This window comes from Lactiplantibacillus sp. 3062 (assembly GCF_055413545.1).
Genome location: NZ_JBVAYE010000001.1, coordinates 209,705 through 225,034 on the forward strand (window position 1 = coordinate 209,705; position 15,330 = coordinate 225,034).

General features: G+C 43.8%; 17 protein-coding genes. 8 read left to right on the plus strand and 9 right to left on the minus strand.

The features are described from left to right. Nucleotides 1-8: 8 nt before the first annotated feature. A complete protein-coding gene (locus tag ACWQAU_RS00950) occupies nt 9-314 on the minus strand; it encodes a hypothetical protein (protein WP_003641866.1) in 306 nt (101 codons plus the stop codon). Between the two features lie 146 nt (nt 315-460). Further along, nucleotides 461-1,855 carry an FAD-binding oxidoreductase gene (locus ACWQAU_RS00955; RefSeq protein WP_011100951.1) on the minus strand — a complete coding sequence of 465 codons (1,395 nt, stop codon included), beginning with the start codon at nt 1,853-1,855 and terminating at the stop codon, nt 461-463. Nucleotides 1,856-2,127: 272 nt separating this feature from the next. On the opposite strand from ACWQAU_RS00955, the gene ACWQAU_RS00960 reads away from it, so the two are divergent. Next, entirely contained in the window at nt 2,128-3,159 is a 1,032-nt protein-coding gene (locus ACWQAU_RS00960; protein ID WP_015825085.1) for an LCP family protein, read from the plus strand. A 154-nt stretch (nt 3,160-3,313) separates the two neighbouring features. Here ACWQAU_RS00960 and ACWQAU_RS00965 read toward each other — a convergent pair whose 3' ends face one another. After that, nucleotides 3,314-3,568: a hypothetical protein gene (locus tag ACWQAU_RS00965; protein WP_003641863.1), complete on the minus strand. Its 255-nt coding sequence runs from the start codon at nt 3,566-3,568 to the stop codon at nt 3,314-3,316. A 228-nt stretch (nt 3,569-3,796) separates the two neighbouring features. Here ACWQAU_RS00965 and ACWQAU_RS00970 point away from each other — a divergent pair, with 228 nt between their 5' ends. Beyond that, nucleotides 3,797-4,108 (plus strand): hypothetical protein, encoded by a 312-nt coding sequence (locus tag ACWQAU_RS00970; RefSeq protein WP_003641862.1) that lies wholly within the window; start codon nt 3,797-3,799, stop codon nt 4,106-4,108. 152 nt (nt 4,109-4,260) lie between these two features. Here ACWQAU_RS00970 and celB read toward each other — a convergent pair whose 3' ends face one another. The 3 genes from celB to ACWQAU_RS00985 all read right to left on the minus strand — a co-directional run bounded on the left by celB (nt 4,261) and on the right by ACWQAU_RS00985 (nt 6,987). Next, a complete protein-coding gene (gene celB, locus ACWQAU_RS00975) occupies nt 4,261-5,586 on the minus strand; it encodes a PTS cellobiose transporter subunit IIC (RefSeq protein WP_003641861.1) in 1,326 nt (441 codons plus the stop codon). Between the two features lie 301 nt (nt 5,587-5,887). Then, the gene (locus ACWQAU_RS00980; protein ID WP_003641860.1) at nt 5,888-6,619 is read right to left on the minus strand and encodes a MurR/RpiR family transcriptional regulator; all 732 of its coding nucleotides are present in this window, start codon (nt 6,617-6,619) and stop codon (nt 5,888-5,890) included. 80 nt (nt 6,620-6,699) lie between these two features. Beyond that, nucleotides 6,700-6,987 carry a hypothetical protein gene (locus ACWQAU_RS00985; RefSeq protein ID WP_003641859.1) on the minus strand — a complete coding sequence of 96 codons (288 nt, stop codon included), beginning with the start codon at nt 6,985-6,987 and terminating at the stop codon, nt 6,700-6,702. A gap of 165 nt (nt 6,988-7,152) precedes the next feature. On the opposite strand from ACWQAU_RS00985, the gene ACWQAU_RS00990 reads away from it, so the two are divergent. After that, nucleotides 7,153-7,857: a response regulator transcription factor gene (locus ACWQAU_RS00990; RefSeq protein ID WP_003641858.1), complete on the plus strand. Its 705-nt coding sequence runs from the start codon at nt 7,153-7,155 to the stop codon at nt 7,855-7,857. Further along, nucleotides 7,844-9,220 carry a sensor histidine kinase gene (locus ACWQAU_RS00995; RefSeq protein ID WP_003643713.1) on the plus strand — a complete coding sequence of 459 codons (1,377 nt, stop codon included), beginning with the start codon at nt 7,844-7,846 and terminating at the stop codon, nt 9,218-9,220. The genes ACWQAU_RS00990 and ACWQAU_RS00995 overlap by 14 nt, the downstream gene beginning before the upstream one ends. Nucleotides 9,221-9,371: 151 nt before the next feature. Here the strand turns inward: ACWQAU_RS00995 and ACWQAU_RS01000 are convergent, their stop codons facing one another. Continuing rightward, on the minus strand, nt 9,372-9,764 hold the full coding sequence (locus ACWQAU_RS01000) for a MerR family transcriptional regulator (protein ID WP_003641856.1): 393 nt from the start codon (nt 9,762-9,764) through the stop codon (nt 9,372-9,374). Between the two features lie 91 nt (nt 9,765-9,855). Between ACWQAU_RS01000 and ACWQAU_RS01005 the strand changes: the two genes are divergently transcribed. From ACWQAU_RS01005 to ACWQAU_RS01020, 4 genes are all read left to right on the plus strand, one after another. Beyond that, entirely contained in the window at nt 9,856-11,256 is a 1,401-nt protein-coding gene (locus tag ACWQAU_RS01005) for an MFS transporter (RefSeq protein WP_027821535.1), read from the plus strand. 300 nt (nt 11,257-11,556) lie between these two features. Then, nucleotides 11,557-11,808, plus strand: coding sequence for a hypothetical protein (locus ACWQAU_RS01010; RefSeq protein ID WP_003641854.1), 252 nt, complete (start codon nt 11,557-11,559; stop codon nt 11,806-11,808). Nucleotides 11,809-11,848: 40 nt separating this feature from the next. Continuing rightward, the gene (locus tag ACWQAU_RS01015; protein ID WP_003641853.1) at nt 11,849-12,154 is read left to right on the plus strand and encodes a hypothetical protein; all 306 of its coding nucleotides are present in this window, start codon (nt 11,849-11,851) and stop codon (nt 12,152-12,154) included. A gap of 55 nt (nt 12,155-12,209) precedes the next feature. Continuing rightward, nucleotides 12,210-12,857, plus strand: a complete 648-nt coding sequence (locus tag ACWQAU_RS01020) for a hypothetical protein (protein WP_011100948.1) — start codon at nt 12,210-12,212, stop codon at nt 12,855-12,857. Between the two features lie 131 nt (nt 12,858-12,988). Here the strand turns inward: ACWQAU_RS01020 and ACWQAU_RS01025 are convergent, their stop codons facing one another. Both ACWQAU_RS01025 and ACWQAU_RS01030 read right to left on the minus strand, forming a co-directional pair. Further along, nucleotides 12,989-14,350, minus strand: coding sequence for an Nramp family divalent metal transporter (locus tag ACWQAU_RS01025; protein WP_033608073.1), 1,362 nt, complete (start codon nt 14,348-14,350; stop codon nt 12,989-12,991). A gap of 203 nt (nt 14,351-14,553) precedes the next feature. Continuing rightward, a complete protein-coding gene (locus tag ACWQAU_RS01030) occupies nt 14,554-15,243 on the minus strand; it encodes a TetR/AcrR family transcriptional regulator (RefSeq protein WP_003643709.1) in 690 nt (229 codons plus the stop codon). Nucleotides 15,244-15,330: the final 87 nt, after the last annotated feature.

A 15,330-nucleotide genomic window follows, 5' to 3' on the forward strand; every position in this document is an offset into this window, starting at 1 on the left:
AATCTACCTTAACGGATCGTGATGGTCCACTCACGCGCAATTTGGTCATACGCAATTTGGTGCGCATCTTCACCAACTTGGTAAGCTAAGTGTCCGTCAACATCTGCAAAATCACTAGGAATCAGGCCGCGGCCCTCTAACACGTTCAGGTGACCAACGACCATGCGATCGGCCAAGAAATTCTCAAATCGCTGCCAGAAACTTTGAAAACTGGCGAAGTCATGCACATCAAAAATCTCGTTGCGGAGTACTTCGGCATCAAATTCAATTCGGATTCGCGCACTCTTAGGTATCACTTGGGGCCTCCTTCGCATCGGTTAATCCACACTGCACATTCTTAGTGACTCATTAACCAACAACTCATTTTTGGGACTATCTCAATAATAAGACACGATGACCAAGTTACGCAATATCTGACCAACAACTGCTATCAAAACTTAAGCGCTTTGTAATCGTTGGGTTAATTGATTTTACGTTTCGGGTTCAAAATATTCATCGGGTCAAAGAGTGCTTTGATCTGATGTTGCAACATATCAACATCTTCGCCTAATTCGGCATTGTTCCATTGATTTTTCAACATTCCGACTGCGTGTTCACCCGAAATCGTCCCACCAAGTGCCAGCGTCTTCTTAAACATTTCTTGTAGCGCAATAATGATTTTTTCAGGCACTTCGGTTACCGACGTTGGCCACACTAAGGTCGGGTGCACATTACCATCGCCAGCATGTCCAGCCGTATAGATTTCGACGTCTAACCGCTTGGATAGTTCTTGAATATAGTCCATTAATGGGGCTAATTGCGATAATGGCACGGCCATATCTTCCATAATATGATTCTGACCAGCAAAAACTGCCGGCAGCATATCGCGCCGTAATTGTTCTAGCGCTGCCTGTTCCTTAGGCTCGGTCGTAATCTTAACATCGTTGGCTTGCTGTTCGGCCAGTATCTTCTTAACGACTGCCATACTATCCTGACCACCATTATCAAGCTTAAAGATCAACATCGCCGCACTATTCTTAGCATAGTGCGTCTTCTCGTAGCGATCGAGTGCCGCAACCGTATTGCCATCCAATGCCTCTAGCATCGTTGGATAAACACCGGAGATTCGAATCGCCGTGACTGCTTTAGCCAAGGCTGTCATATTATCGAAAAAGGCGACGCCCATCACGGGGGTCCCTAGCGGAATCGGCAACAGTTTAACGATTACTTCGGTAATGATTCCTAACGTGCCTTCCGAACCAATCATCAATTGCGTTAAATCATAACCAAAGGCCTGCTTTAGCGTCCGACCGCCTAACTTAACTTCGCGACCATCGGCTAAAACGACCTTAACGCCTAAGACATTGTCCTTAGTAGCCCCATACTTGACCGTACTCATCCCGCCGGCGTTTGTCGCCACATTACCGCCAATCCCAGAGATGGGCTTAGAACCAGGGTCCGGCGCGTAGAACATACCCTGCTTGCGTGCTTCTTTATCCAGATCACCGTTAACGACGCCGGGTTCAACCACGGCGATGGAATCAGCCTTGCTAATTTCGATGATTCGATTCATCTTGGCGGTTGAAAGAATCAGACTGTCCGTTAACCCGTCCGCACCGATAACAGTGCTCGTTGTTTGGTCTTGGGGAATCACTGCGATGTGGTATTTACGGGCCGTTTTCAACGTTCCTTGAATGTCCTTGGTCGTATGTGCTTCAACATAGGCTAAGGCAAGGCCACTATCGTCATCGGTCAACCGCGGACTGAAAGAGTATTTTTTCAGCGTCTCCTCGTCAGTGAAGACCTGCCCGTCAGTGACTTGCGTTGCTAAATAATCTAAAACTTCTTGGTTAGAAAATGCGCGAAAGACTGTCAAATTACCAAACCTCACTTCATATATTTAAGTTCACTGTCAGTATAAGCCAAGAATCCGTTTTCTGCCGTAATACTGTCCGTAAGTGACCGCTCCTAATTTGCTCAGTTTCCAATCTAATTCTTTTAGGTGGTATCTATTTTTTAAATTAAGTACACTCAAAATAAGTATTTTCCGGGATCGTACTGACCGGGTATGCTAGAAACAGTGATTTCAAGACAAAGACGTTATCCGGGGAACCATCTTAACGCCTTTAATTAAGGGAGGATTTGAACATGCGGCATTCAGCATCTTCAAAATTACGGCCAGTGTTAATTGCGGTCGGCATCATTATCGTTATCGCATTCGTGGCGATTGGCTTAATTATTCGCCAGGCACAGGCGCGCTACCAATCGACGATCTATACGGGAAACAGCAGTACTAAAATCGATACGACTAAGCCACTCAGCATCTTACTACTAGGTGTTGACACCGGGGCAGACGGTCGTATTGATAAGGGAAATTCTGACACCATTATGGTCGTTACGATCAATCCGCAGACCAAGAAAACGCTCATTACCAGCATTCCACGCGATTCATTAGCAGAAATGGTCGGTGATCAGGACACAAATGTTCAAAAACTCAACGCCGCTTACAATATTGGTGGCTCCAAGATGGCCAAGGCTAGTGTTAGCAAGCTATTCAACGTGCCTATCGATTACTATGCAACTATCAATATGGGCGGTCTCAAACAAATCGTGGATGCCGTTGGAGGCGTGACGATCACCAGTCCACTCAACGTTTCATTCGACCACATCACAGTAACCAAGGGCAAACACCATCTCAATGGTAAACAGGCGCTATCTTATACACGGATGCGTTATCAGGACCCCCGGGGCGACTACGGCCGTCAATTACGGCAACAACAAGTCATGCGGGCGGTTCTCGCCAAACTCGCCGAGACTAAGACCTATAGTCGCTACAATCAATTACTCGCTTCACTGAAGGGTAATTTACAAACTGACCTTAGCTTTAACGACCTTGTTGGGTTAGCGACGCATGATCGTGCCAATATGAAACATATCCAGTCGACTCAAGTCATTGGCTCACCCGCTTGGATCAATACGAGTTCCTATCAGATTTTAAGTACAAAGACCTTGCAGCAAACGTCGGACCGCCTTCGGACCCAACTGGGGCTCAGTACTGAGACCCTTACCAACATGGAAACCAAGCTAAATGCCAAGAATACCGTGTATGACGGCAAAACCAATCTCAATTATGACACCCAAGGTTTAGATAAAATCACTTACAGTGATAATACCAAGTGATCTTTTAATGATAATCAGGCGCGCCACTGAAGCATTATAGCCTTCAGTGGCGCGCCTGATTTAGTCCTAGCCTAGTTAAAATTGATTGCTGCCATTAGTATTATTGGTTGTTGATTGCCTAAAGTATCACAGTTACTGCTTGTCTGTCACCGTCTTAGTGCACCCAGCCAGCAAGTTGCGTCACCAGTCCCCCGGTATCGTCGTTAAACTCATATTTGATATTCCCCCGGTCAGCAACGGCCTGGTGCTTGTTCACCTGTAAATCACTCACCCGAACCGTTAATTCTAAAGGCTTAAAGTTTTGAACTGAGCGAATCCAGACATAGTCGGCCAGTCGTTGTACTTGCACGAAGAAATACCGTTCCGTTGTCGTTGTTAAATCAATCTGTTTTAAAATTCCCGTTTCCATTCGTGCTGCACCCCCTCGTTATTTTCACCACTTAATATACGTGCTGAAACGCGTTCCAGGTCAAGGCGCAACACTCAATTATTTTTAATTGCAAGTTTGAATATTACATTTTAATAACAGTAAGCGAAAAAGCTAGTCAATTTAGTCAAACGGTTGTACTATGATTGATGATAAGGTTATTTAAGTCAACGATAACTCGTTAAAACCATCCAAAGGAGCAATCTCATCATGAGCCAGCCCAACACCCTGCATCCGCAAGCGTATTGCTACTACATCGAACTGACTGGTTCCGAACGGCCTGATTTACTCACCGCACTAACTACTAGTGAACAAGAATTGGGCGATTGGGAACCGGTTCAAGCAGCTAAGTTACCAACTTGGCGTTTATGGACTGACGCTAATGCCGACACGATTCGCTACACCGTTGCACACGTCATTGCCCGTAGCGCTTTGCCGCAAAACGCTTATTGGCTATTGCAGTACAAGGGTACTGACCATGGTCACCCCCGAATGTTGCACCCACAATTTCATACCCGTTAATAAAAGGCGAACCCGGTGACAATTCCAAGTCACTCGGTTCGCTTTAATCTGCACGCGCTTCTCAAAAATCGACATTAAAACACCACCATCAACAGACTTTCAGCAAGTCGCTAATGGTGGTATTTATACGATTACTACATTAATGATTTAACTTAAGCTTCGACCGTTTCGCCAGCAGCTTCTTTAGCAGCAAAGGTCTTTTCTTCCTTAACCTTATCACGATCTAAGGCCTTGAAGAAGAAGTAGTAGATGGCACCATCAAGCACAATATTAACAATTTGTAATACCGCACCTGAGATGTGCATCGTTGCTAAGTAACCAGAGATAATTGGCGGCGTCGTCCAAGGAACCATGACCCCAACCGTCTTTGCAACTAAGCCCGTCGACATTGCAATGTAAGTCGTCGTAACATTAACTAACGGTGCCAAGATAAACGGAACGGCAATCCGATAGTTCATAACGATTGGCAACCCGAAGACAATTGGTTCATTGATATTGAACAATGCGGGTCCGATAACCAGCTTACCTAATGTCTTGAATTCGGCACTCTTGGCAACAAAGGCAATCATGAAAGCCAGTCCCAAGGTCGCACCGGAACCACCCATGTGGACAAAGTTGTCGAAGAATTGTTGTGTCACAACGTTTGGTAAAGCCTTACCAGCCTTAAGCGCTTCCGCATTTTGAGACATCGCAGCTAACCAGATTGGTTGCATGACCCCAGAAACCACGTTGGCACCGTGAATCCCGAAAATCCAAAGAATACATACAACGAATTCAGCAACCAAGGCCCCTGGTAACGTGTTACTCAACAAGCCTAATGGTTTAGCTAAGACGAATGAAATCACGTTAGGAATACTCTGCATTGGTGATGCTTCAACAGCCAACCGCAGTAACCACATCAAGAATAAGATGACGAAACCGGGTACTAAGGCTGCAAACGAGTTGCTAACTGCCGGTGGCACGCTATCAGGCATCTTAATCGTCCAATTGCGATGCACCATGAAAACGTAAAAATCAGTAATAAACAACCCAATCAGTAGCGCCGTGAATAACCCCGCCGAATCAAGTTGGGTTAATGGTACCCACAGTGCTCCTGCCTTATCGGTGTTTAATGGAATCGTTAAGAACCAAGCGCCTAACGAAACAATTGAGGCAGAGATTGGATCGACTTTATAACTCTTTGCCAAGTTATAAGAAATCCCAATAACCGCAATCAAGCCCATGATATGGAACGAGGCGTTAGTTGGATATTGGACGATCGTTGCCCAATTCGAACCAAAGGTATTGGCCATAAAGGTCTGATAACCCTTGATAGGGAATTGCGCAATGATCATGAAGACCGACCCGATAATAATCATTGGCACTGCCAATGTCATCCCATCACGTAAGGCAATTAAGTGACGAGAACCAGCAATCTTGCCAAAGAAAGGGACAAGTCGGTCATTAACAAAGCTCGACTTGTTATTGTTTTCGCTCATGTCGTGACCCCCTAAAATAATTTGTTGTGCATATTCATTTAACGAACATTCTCAAACAATCAGAATAATTTAAGTAAGCTAACGGTCAATCAATAGTTAACCGTTTACATAAAATTGAGTTCGTCCGTTACAAAGTAGTCCTGTCATCTGACATTTGTACCCATGAATACGCTTCCTACAAAATTCATTATACCTGTCATTCTCAAAATGTATACCCTTTCACTCTAAAATGGGTGTTGTTCCATCCATCGGAATTTGTTCTATTTTTAGAACATGTTCCAAAGATTGGTTTGAATTACCTTTACGTTAATGGCTGAATAATCATAGCTAATTGTTCCAGATAATAAACGACGGGCAACTGGGACAAGGTGCTACCACCACTGATTGCTTGAACTTCCGGGGTATCGTAAGTTAACACCACGTCCGCAATCCCAGCTAACGTCGAATGACTGCTAGCGGTAATAGCGACCACCTTCGCGCCACTCTGCCGATAATAAACGCTTTGTTCAATAATATCTTCAGACTCTCCAGATACTGAAAGTGCGAAAAAGACGGTATCCGATAAATCCTGTTGCTGAACCGGATGGGGCTGACTCGTATCACTAATCATCAAGCTATATAAACCAAAGTTAGCGAATAAATGGCTGCCATACGCGGCCAGGCCAGCACTCGTCCCTGACCCAATCAGTACGACCATTCGAGCTTGATGAACCAGTTCTGCGACCCGATGAAGTTTAGCCGTGATATCGGGTAAGTTCATGCGGTCAAAAAACGTCCGCATCGGTACAACTGTCTGAGCTAACGGTTGTGTGGCATCTTGCCGTAACTGTTCTTTTAATGTGAACTTAAATTCTGCGTAGCCATCATAGCCCATGTGCTTTAGAAAACGCAAAATAGTCGTTGCTGAGACGTGACTATGGTCGGCCAATTGTCGAATCGTCATAGTACTTACTTCAGCGGGATGACCCACAATATACTTATAAATTTCAATTTCCAAGCGGTTTAACTGCTGGACCTGATCGTACGAAAACATTGACTCACCCCGTCACTATTGATTAATTGGTCTATCATTAAATTAATATGACCATTAGAATTTATGGGAACAAATTCCGCTTATTGATCGCCCCACCGACCATCGATCTGCGGTTTGATCTCAAGATCCTGCATTTCCAAATCACAAGTTGCTACTGCGTCAGTTAATTTAGCCGTAAATTCGGCCGTTTTATATGGCGAATCAACGGACCACGTCTTAAAGTTGGGCGTTCGATTAATACGTCCTAACGCCGCAATCGCTGGTACTTCCTTCGGATCAACGGCGGGAGCCGACTTCTTTACATTGATGTTGTAACCATAATGACCACTGTGATACAGTGCCTGCATGGCGTCACGAAAAAGTCCCATGTCACTCACTTACCTTCCATTTTCATAGTCCAATTTTAGCATAAGTCCGGTGACGCTTTCATTTAGTTCACACAAATCCATAAAAATAAGTCAAAATATCGGAAAAGCGTCATAATTATTCGCTATAATTAGACATAAACCAGGGTTATTGAGAGGAGCATAACATTGAAAAAAACGATTTTAATTGTTGAGGATGAAGGTAGCCTATCTGGTTACTTGACTAAAGAACTACAATTTGAGGATTTCAACGTTTTGGTAGCGGCTGACGGTTTGGCAGCTATGGAAACCTACCAAGCGCATCAAAACGAGTTGCTCCTCATCCTGCTAGACTGGATGTTGCCAAAACTTGATGGTATGGAAGTTCTTCGCCGCATTCGCAAACACGATCAAGTACCAGTCATTATTATGACCGCTAGAGATTATGTCGGTGATAAAGTCGCCGGGTTAGATAATGGTGCCGACGACTATATCACCAAACCATTTGAAATCGAAGAATTATTGGCCCGAATCCGGGTTATCCAACGACGCATTGAAAATCAAGTTGAACCCAATCAAGTCTACCAACTGGATGATGTCCAGCTAGATACTAAAGCTCACCGCGTTACTAACGGGCAGGAAGAAGTTACCTTAACTCACCGTGAATATGATTTGCTGCAATTCTTCCTCGCTCATCCCGACGAAGTCTTTACCCGTGATGACTTGCTTGACCAAGTCTGGGGCGCCGACTTTCTCGGTCAGCAAAATGTCGTTGACGTTTATGTCGGTTATTTACGTAATAAAATCACGACAACCGGCGCCTCCCCACTCATTCAAACGGTGCGCGGCGTCGGGTATAAACTAAGGGAGCCGATGTCTGATGCCCAAAAATAACACCACTCCGACCTATGAACAGCTGATCAATAAGGCCATCCGCCGACTAATGCTGACAATTACGTTGTTGGTTAGCTTGATCACCCTTCTGATGGTCGGCACTCAGCAAACGATCAATACGACTAGGGAAGCCCGTGACTTGATGAGCAGTCTTAACCAGGCGAATATCAAAGACGTCCCCAGTTTTATTCAATGGAACAATACGACGACACGCAATACGAAACAACCGGCATTTATCCGGGTAACCACCAAGAAAGCAACCTTGACGACCGCCACTAAAACGAAGCGGACGATCATCACTACCCCATCGTCCAAATCGTTTTTCACCAAGCAACAGACTAAGCTAGTAGGGCCGTTAGTCTACGTTCGCGGATTTGGTTTCTTCTTATCTTATAGTGAAAAAGATGGGCATAACACTTACCAACTATGGGTCAGCTTAAGGCGATTGTTCAACAGTCTGCTTATTTTGATTCTGCTCATGCTGGCTGTCACTTGTGCCGCCCTGGCATTGGGGACTTGGTGGGCCCATCGTTTAGCACTGCGACTGAGTGACCCAACCATTAAACTGTTACACGCAACCAAGTACACATCGAACAATCCGGATAGCGACCAGCCCACCTTAGACGTGCCTGCTAGCCCCCGCGAGATCAACGACCTCGGTCGGGCCTTTAATGAACTGTTGGTCACGCAAAATCAACGATTGCAGCATGAGCGTCAATTTATTTCTGATGCTTCGCACGAACTGCGAACCCCGATTGCTGCGATTCGCGGTAATCTCAGTCTAATCAAGCGGCGGGGTGACGCCCACCCCGAAGTGATTCCAGAATCATTACAGTTTATTGATGAAGAATCACTAAGAATGCAACATCTGATTGAGAACCTACTTCACCTTTCACGAGCTGATCGCGCTAAGCTAGTCTTAACTGACCAAGACCTATCACTATTAATGTTGTCACTGGCTGAACATTACCAGCCATCAATTGATCAACCATTGACGCTCGCAATTGATCCGAACATCCACGTTCAAGGTAATGCGGAAATGTTACAACAAATCGTTGTGGCCTTACTCGATAATGCCCATAAATACTCGCCACATGATCAACCGATTACCTTGAGTTTGCACCAGACTGATCAAGCAGTCGAACTAGCTGTAGCCGACCATGGTGAGGGAATTCCAGACGACCAAAAACAGGCTGTCTTTCAGCGTTTTTACCGCGTTGACCAATCTCGGTCACAAGCAATCGAAGGCAGTGGCCTAGGCTTAGCAATCGTTCAACAGTTAGTCACATTGAATCAGGCCAACATTAAAATTACCGACAACCAGCCATCCGGGAGTATCTTTACGGTCAGCTGGCAACTATAGTAACAAGTACTATTATTTTATTTTCTAATAATTACTCTCATAAAAAAGCGAGTCACTAGAAAAATCTAGGACTCGCTTTTGGTCTTGTGCCACCCAATCACAAAGATACCTCCAAGACTATTCTGAATTGATATTCAGAAACTAATTACTACTAACCCATCTGCGTGGTTTTATGAGATTTCATACTCAAAATATCACCATCCAAATGTTCTATTTTTGCTTTTAAATATTGTTTTTCTATTTTAATTTGCGCCTCTTGTGCTTCTAGATCTCCGTTTAAACGTAACAGAAATTTTTTTAGTGCAACTGTACGTTCTAGTGTTACTTCTTCAGGACGGAAACTGTATTGCTGAATCTCTTTAATTGACGCGCCTAATTGCCGGAGATGTACAATTCGGTTAACCATCTCTTGATCACTAGCCGAAAATTGTCGGATACCATTTTGATCACGCTTAATCGGGCCAATTAGACCAACACTTTCATAGTAACGTAGTGCATTATTCGACACACCATATTTCTGAGCGGTCGCCGTAATTGTAAACATACTCGTATCCTCCTAAATTTTGCTTGCGTTAGTGTAACACGAACTTGTTATACTTTCAAATGTTCAAAAAATAGGAGGTTGAATTTTTATCATGAAAACAACAACTCGTTCTTGGTTAGCAATGATTGTCATCGGTATTTTTACAATTATGGCTAATCTCGATGCATCAATCATTAATATCGCACTACCTATCATGTCAAAATCACTTGCGGTTCCAATTAGTCAGATCACATATACCGTGATGGGTTATATGGTCATTCTATCAGGCTTACTGGTAACATTCGGTAAACTTGGTGATATTTGGGGTAAAGGTAGAATCTTTACTTTAGGTATGTATAGCTTTACTATCGGCTCACTAATGGCCAGTGTCAACTTCGGCTTTGAGTTTCTACTATTGGCTCGTTTTGTGCAAGCAGTTGGCGCTGCCGCAACGCTTTCAAACAGCTATGGTTTAATTTCGGAACTGTTTGATAATCACACCCGGGGAACTGCCATGGGTATCAATACAATGTTTATTTCCGCTGGTTTTGTTGCCGGACCTGCCTTAGGTGGCTTTTTACTACAGCAGTTTGCTTGGAATGCTATTTTTATGATTAACATTCCACTTGGAATCATTGCCATTATTTTAGGCCACCTATTTCTTCCCAAAAATCATGGCCGGCAACAAGCCACTAAACTTGATGGTTGGGGCGCAGGGATTCTATTCATTATCATCACACTATTCTTTGTTGTATTAGAAGCAGGGCAGACTATTGGTTTCAGGCAGCCGCTAATTATCATTGGCTTCATTATCACATTAGCACTTACACTATACTTTATTTATTTGGAAAAGCATCGAAAAAATGCGCTATTACCACTATCCATTTTTAAGAATCGTACCTTCAGCTTAGCATTGCTAGTCGGAATGCTGATACCACTTATTAATGCACTGTTCAGCTTTATATTCCCACTCTATCTCCAAGATTATTTGAACTGGTCAGTTGGTACTACTGGAATATTAATGCTGATTTTTCCACTTATTATGGCTATTGCTGCCCCACTTGGTGGCTGGTTGAGTGATCTTTTCTCTCAACAGCTTGTTCTACTAACCGGCCTAGTCCTAATTATAATTACGCAAATTGGCTTCTTATTCCTAGATTCACATACTTCATTAACCCTCATTATTTCTTTGTTAATTTCCAACGGTATCGGCACTGGATTTTTCATTGCACCAAATAACACATTACTAATGTCAGTCGTCCCACAAAATCAGCTAGGAGTAGCGGGTTCTCTACAGTCTTTGGGAAATAATATTGGCAATATTTTAGGCGTCGCACTTGGTTCTCTTGCACTATTTACAACAATGAGCATCGATGCTGGATATCGAGTTAGTACTTACTTGCCAGCACATCCTGCTTGGTTTGCCCATGGTTTAATCTGGTCCTTTAGTGTTTCTCTTATTTGTGCTTTATTAGGCTTTGCCATTAGTATTATTAACCGCCCTGCACACTAAGCTAATTCATTTACAAATAAACTCTTAACAACCGTTTTAAGGACATTAACAGTCTTGAAACGGTTGTTAATTTAACTAGTACTTGATCCTGCCAAAGTATTACCTGCTCAGATTCAATTTTCATGGTATTTTTTATATTCTAAGTCTGAATCTAAGAATTTCTTAGATAAAGTTTATGGAAAGTCGATAGTTCCCACGGCGATATGCCGGTAAACTATAGTCATTCAATTAAACAAACCAACTTTAAAAATTAACTCATAAAAATAGAATGACTCACAACAACTAAGGAGCTATGTAGATATGTTATTAGATACTGATCCAAAAATTAAAAATATCACCGCCGTTCAATTGGTTAAGGTGACCTACCCACTGGTGATTGCGAAAACTGAAGAGGGCGAATTCGTTAAAGTCAAACTTAGTGATGAACAACTACAAGATCCATTATTCTGGGACACGTTAAAAAACATCCGCCGTTCGCAATTATGGGTCCCACTTGGTCGTCACTTCCATCAACTACTCTCTAACGACTGGTTAATGCCAGCTGCCCAATAATCATTCACTAATAATAACAACTAAAAGGAGTTCGATTATTATGAAAAACACATTCAAAAAACTAACCCTTACTCTAATGGCTGCCGGAACCCTCTTTGCGACTTCCGTTTCCGCCTCTGCTGACACGACGACAACAAATCCTGAAGTGACATCCACCACACTCGTCAACAAAGTTACTCGTGATACTAAACTCGCAACGGGTACCACGACCCACCAGCCGAAACATGATTTAACACCACAGCCAACTAAGCTTGTCGTTAAATCCACCCAAAATCAAGTGTTAGCAACCATTGACGCTAGTAGCCAGAGTATCACTAAGATGAAGTATCTCACTAACGCAAAGTAGTACTGCCACCCTTAATTTCCGCCCCGTCACTTAAACCCTTAAAGGAGGCCCCGCGATGAGTCAGCTGACTAAGGCCATTACCCGCCAATTACAACGTCAATATGCCGAACCAGTTCTGAAAGATCTAAATGGCAACTGGTATACCGGGGCCGATGTTTTAGAAGACCTCGCACTGTGTGAAACTAGTCTGCAACAACAGAACGTGCATGCCGGACAAGCCATTCTACTGAGCCCCGCACAAGTCGTAACGATTCCGGGATTGTTGCTCGCCAGCTGGCAATTGGGACTGACGGTCACCCTGACACCGCCTAGCCGCCAATTACCCGAGCTGGCGCCTCAAATCTACGCCGCCATGGTTTATTCCCCTAGTCAAACGAACCAGTTAGCAACCAAATTAGATCCCCATGAAATCAGCGTTTTAACGCTAATTCTCAATACGGCGCCTAATTTTGCTTACCTGGTTCACGACCACGCCCAACCGTTGACACGCCGCAGCCAACCGGACCTGATTCTACCAGCCAGTCAACTCCAGTTCACCCAGCCTCAACTACTTAAGATGGCTGAGCACGGTCAAACTAGCGCACACGTTCACGATTTATATAACCTTGAGACCGGATTGCTCCCCTGCCTCACGGACCTCATCACTGCGACCCCGTTTACCATCATACCAACTAAGCAAGACTGGCCATCCAAAGTCGGTTAATCGCCAATTACTGGTACGTATTAGCACTTGGCGCTTTGAATCGGTATCTTGCATTGCAGCTGTTCCCAAAACACAAAATGAGCTTTCCAGGAATTCTTTGCAATCCCTGGAAAGCTCATTTTAATGTTTGATTATTTAACCAGACCGATAGTCTGTAAAATAAGGTAAATGTTTAAGATGATTAGAATCACCGTCACGATCCAAGCCGTCCACTTAACCCAGACACGGTTGGTGAAGTTCCCCATCAGCGCCCGATTACTCGTGAACATGACTAGCGGAATCATGGCAAATGGTAACGCGATACTCAGGAAGACTTGCGACATCGTCAGCAGATCTTCAATTTTCGCTTCATTGCCATGATAATAAATCGCAAAAGCCAACACTGGTGTAACCGAGATTAACCGAGTTAGTAACCGTTGTGCCCAGAGTGGCATCTTCAAACGGATAAACCCTTCCATGATAATCTGACCAGATAACGTCCCCGTAATCGTAGAACTTTGACCAGAAGACAACAGCGCAATGGCAAAGAGCATACTGAGTAACGGACTCGCAATCGAGCCAACGACCTTACTATCGCCAAGTGCATTGTACAAGTCAACGAACCGGCCAAGATCCCCCTTAGTTCCAAAGAACAGTGCGGCGCCAAGAATTAATAGCAAACTATTAACAACGAACGCGACTGACAATTGAATATTGGAGTCAATTGTCGTGAACTTAACAGCCTTGGCAACTTCTTTTTCGTCACTCCGGTCAACTTGACGTGTTTGTGAAATTGATGATCCCAAGTACAAGTTATGTGGCATAACGGTTGCCCCAACAATTCCGAGTGCTAGGAATAGCATAGAACGGTTGCTGACAATCCGACTAGTTGGGACATACCCTTTTAACATTTCTGGAATATTAGGTTGTGAAATAATAACTTCATACAGGAAGACGAAGAGAATCACGGCAACCAGCGTTGCCACAATTGCTTCGATTTTCCGGAAACCAAGTTTCATTAATAATAACAGAATCAAGACATCGGCAGTGGTAATCAAAATACCGACAATTAATGGAAATCCGAATAATAACTTCAAAGCAATCCCAGAACCAATGATTTCAGCAACATCGGTCGCCATAATCGCTAGTTCAGTAATAATCCAGAGAAAAATCCCCATTCCTTTTGACGTTCGTTCCCGCGTCAATTGTGCTAAATCTTTACCCGTCACAATTCCCAGACGAGCGGCCATGGCTTGTAGCAACATGGCAATTAAACTTGATAACAGGATCACAGAAAGTAATGCATATTTGTACTGTGATCCACCTGCGATTGATGTGATCCAGTTCCCAGGATCCATGTACCCAACTGCAACTAGTGCACCCGGTCCAGTGTAGGCAATTAAAGTTCGCCAGAAGCTGGCATCCTTAGGGACCCGGACACTCCCATTGACTTCGTCCAAGCTCTTACTATCGGCACCCGTTGAATGAATCGCCTTTTCTTCGGCAGCTTTCATCTTAGCGTGATCCTTCGTTTTTGCTGATTTCATTATGAAACCCTCTCTTCTATTGGTTTAGAATTCAGGTTGTGGACTACTACGTGATCCTCAACAGTGCGTCCCCTTAATTGAGCACTCACTTTAATTCCAATTGGTAGTATAGCACCATTAACCTATTAGTCAACTATTATTAATTATTACTTTGGCATCCCTAAAGCTTGTTATGACGCGGTATTATCATCTTGTAAGGGGATTCTCCGTGGGCTCAAACCATTAACTAAAAAATCACTGAGATAGTGAATCAATTGCTCATCACTCAAATCATCCAGTTGTGGGTAGAGAACCTGTTCGACTAAATATCCCCCAATGGTTGAAAACACCAATTGTAAAATCATGCGATTCGGCCAATCAACTAATTCTCGAGCGGCTTTCAAGCGATCCATCGCTTCATTCGCCTGCGCCAAAATGCTAGGTGAGACCATCCCTAAGACAGCCGCTCGATCCTGAGCATTATTGAAAAATTGGGACAAAATGACGGCTAAGGAGGCTCGGTTACGTGTGACAAATGCGACCCGATCGCGCACAAGGGCGACAACAAATGCTTGCAAAGTCTGGTTAGGACTATCTAAAACTGCCTGATCCAAAGTGTTCAACATCGTTGGCAAAATATTCTGCACAATCGGCTGCATAATAGCGTCCAGAATACCGTTCTTATTAACAAAATTATGAAATAAAGTTCCTTCAGCGACACCGGCCCGCTCTGCAATCTCCCGAGTGCCAACTTCTTCATAACCTTTTTCTGCAAATAAGTCGAGCGCGGCGGCTAAAATTTGCCGTTGGGTCCGGGTAATACGACCATCCTTCCCCAATGAAGCCGCATAATAGGCCTGGATGGTTTCAATTTCACTCATGATGATAAGCTCCTTTTTTGCAGTAACTGCTCAATTTTGGCATTTACATCATAACTGATTCGGTCCCCCAAAACAACCATCTTTATA

Excerpts from the sequence above, each read along its gene's own strand:
- ACWQAU_RS00950 (WP_003641866.1), bottom strand. The coding sequence starts at position 314 with ATGCGAAGGAGGCCCCAAGTGATACCTAAGAGTGCGCGAATCCGAATT.
- ACWQAU_RS00960 (WP_015825085.1), top strand. The coding sequence starts at position 2,128 with ATGCGGCATTCAGCATCTTCAAAATTACGGCCAGTGTTAATTGCGGTC.
- ACWQAU_RS00965 (WP_003641863.1), bottom strand. The coding sequence starts at position 3,568 with ATGGAAACGGGAATTTTAAAACAGATTGATTTAACAACGACAACGGAA.
- ACWQAU_RS00970 (WP_003641862.1), top strand. The coding sequence starts at position 3,797 with ATGAGCCAGCCCAACACCCTGCATCCGCAAGCGTATTGCTACTACATC.
- celB (WP_003641861.1), bottom strand. The coding sequence starts at position 5,586 with ATGAGCGAAAACAATAACAAGTCGAGCTTTGTTAATGACCGACTTGTC.
- ACWQAU_RS00980 (WP_003641860.1), bottom strand. The coding sequence starts at position 6,619 with ATGTTTTCGTACGATCAGGTCCAGCAGTTAAACCGCTTGGAAATTGAA.
- ACWQAU_RS00985 (WP_003641859.1), bottom strand. The coding sequence starts at position 6,987 with ATGGGACTTTTTCGTGACGCCATGCAGGCACTGTATCACAGTGGTCAT.
- ACWQAU_RS00995 (WP_003643713.1), top strand. The coding sequence starts at position 7,844 with ATGCCCAAAAATAACACCACTCCGACCTATGAACAGCTGATCAATAAG.
- ACWQAU_RS01000 (WP_003641856.1), bottom strand. The coding sequence starts at position 9,764 with ATGTTTACAATTACGGCGACCGCTCAGAAATATGGTGTGTCGAATAAT.
- ACWQAU_RS01005 (WP_027821535.1), top strand. The coding sequence starts at position 9,856 with ATGAAAACAACAACTCGTTCTTGGTTAGCAATGATTGTCATCGGTATT.
- ACWQAU_RS01010 (WP_003641854.1), top strand. The coding sequence starts at position 11,557 with ATGTTATTAGATACTGATCCAAAAATTAAAAATATCACCGCCGTTCAA.
- ACWQAU_RS01015 (WP_003641853.1), top strand. The coding sequence starts at position 11,849 with ATGAAAAACACATTCAAAAAACTAACCCTTACTCTAATGGCTGCCGGA.
- ACWQAU_RS01020 (WP_011100948.1), top strand. The coding sequence starts at position 12,210 with ATGAGTCAGCTGACTAAGGCCATTACCCGCCAATTACAACGTCAATAT.
- ACWQAU_RS01025 (WP_033608073.1), bottom strand. The coding sequence starts at position 14,350 with ATGAAAGCTGCCGAAGAAAAGGCGATTCATTCAACGGGTGCCGATAGT.
- ACWQAU_RS01030 (WP_003643709.1), bottom strand. The coding sequence starts at position 15,243 with ATGAGTGAAATTGAAACCATCCAGGCCTATTATGCGGCTTCATTGGGG.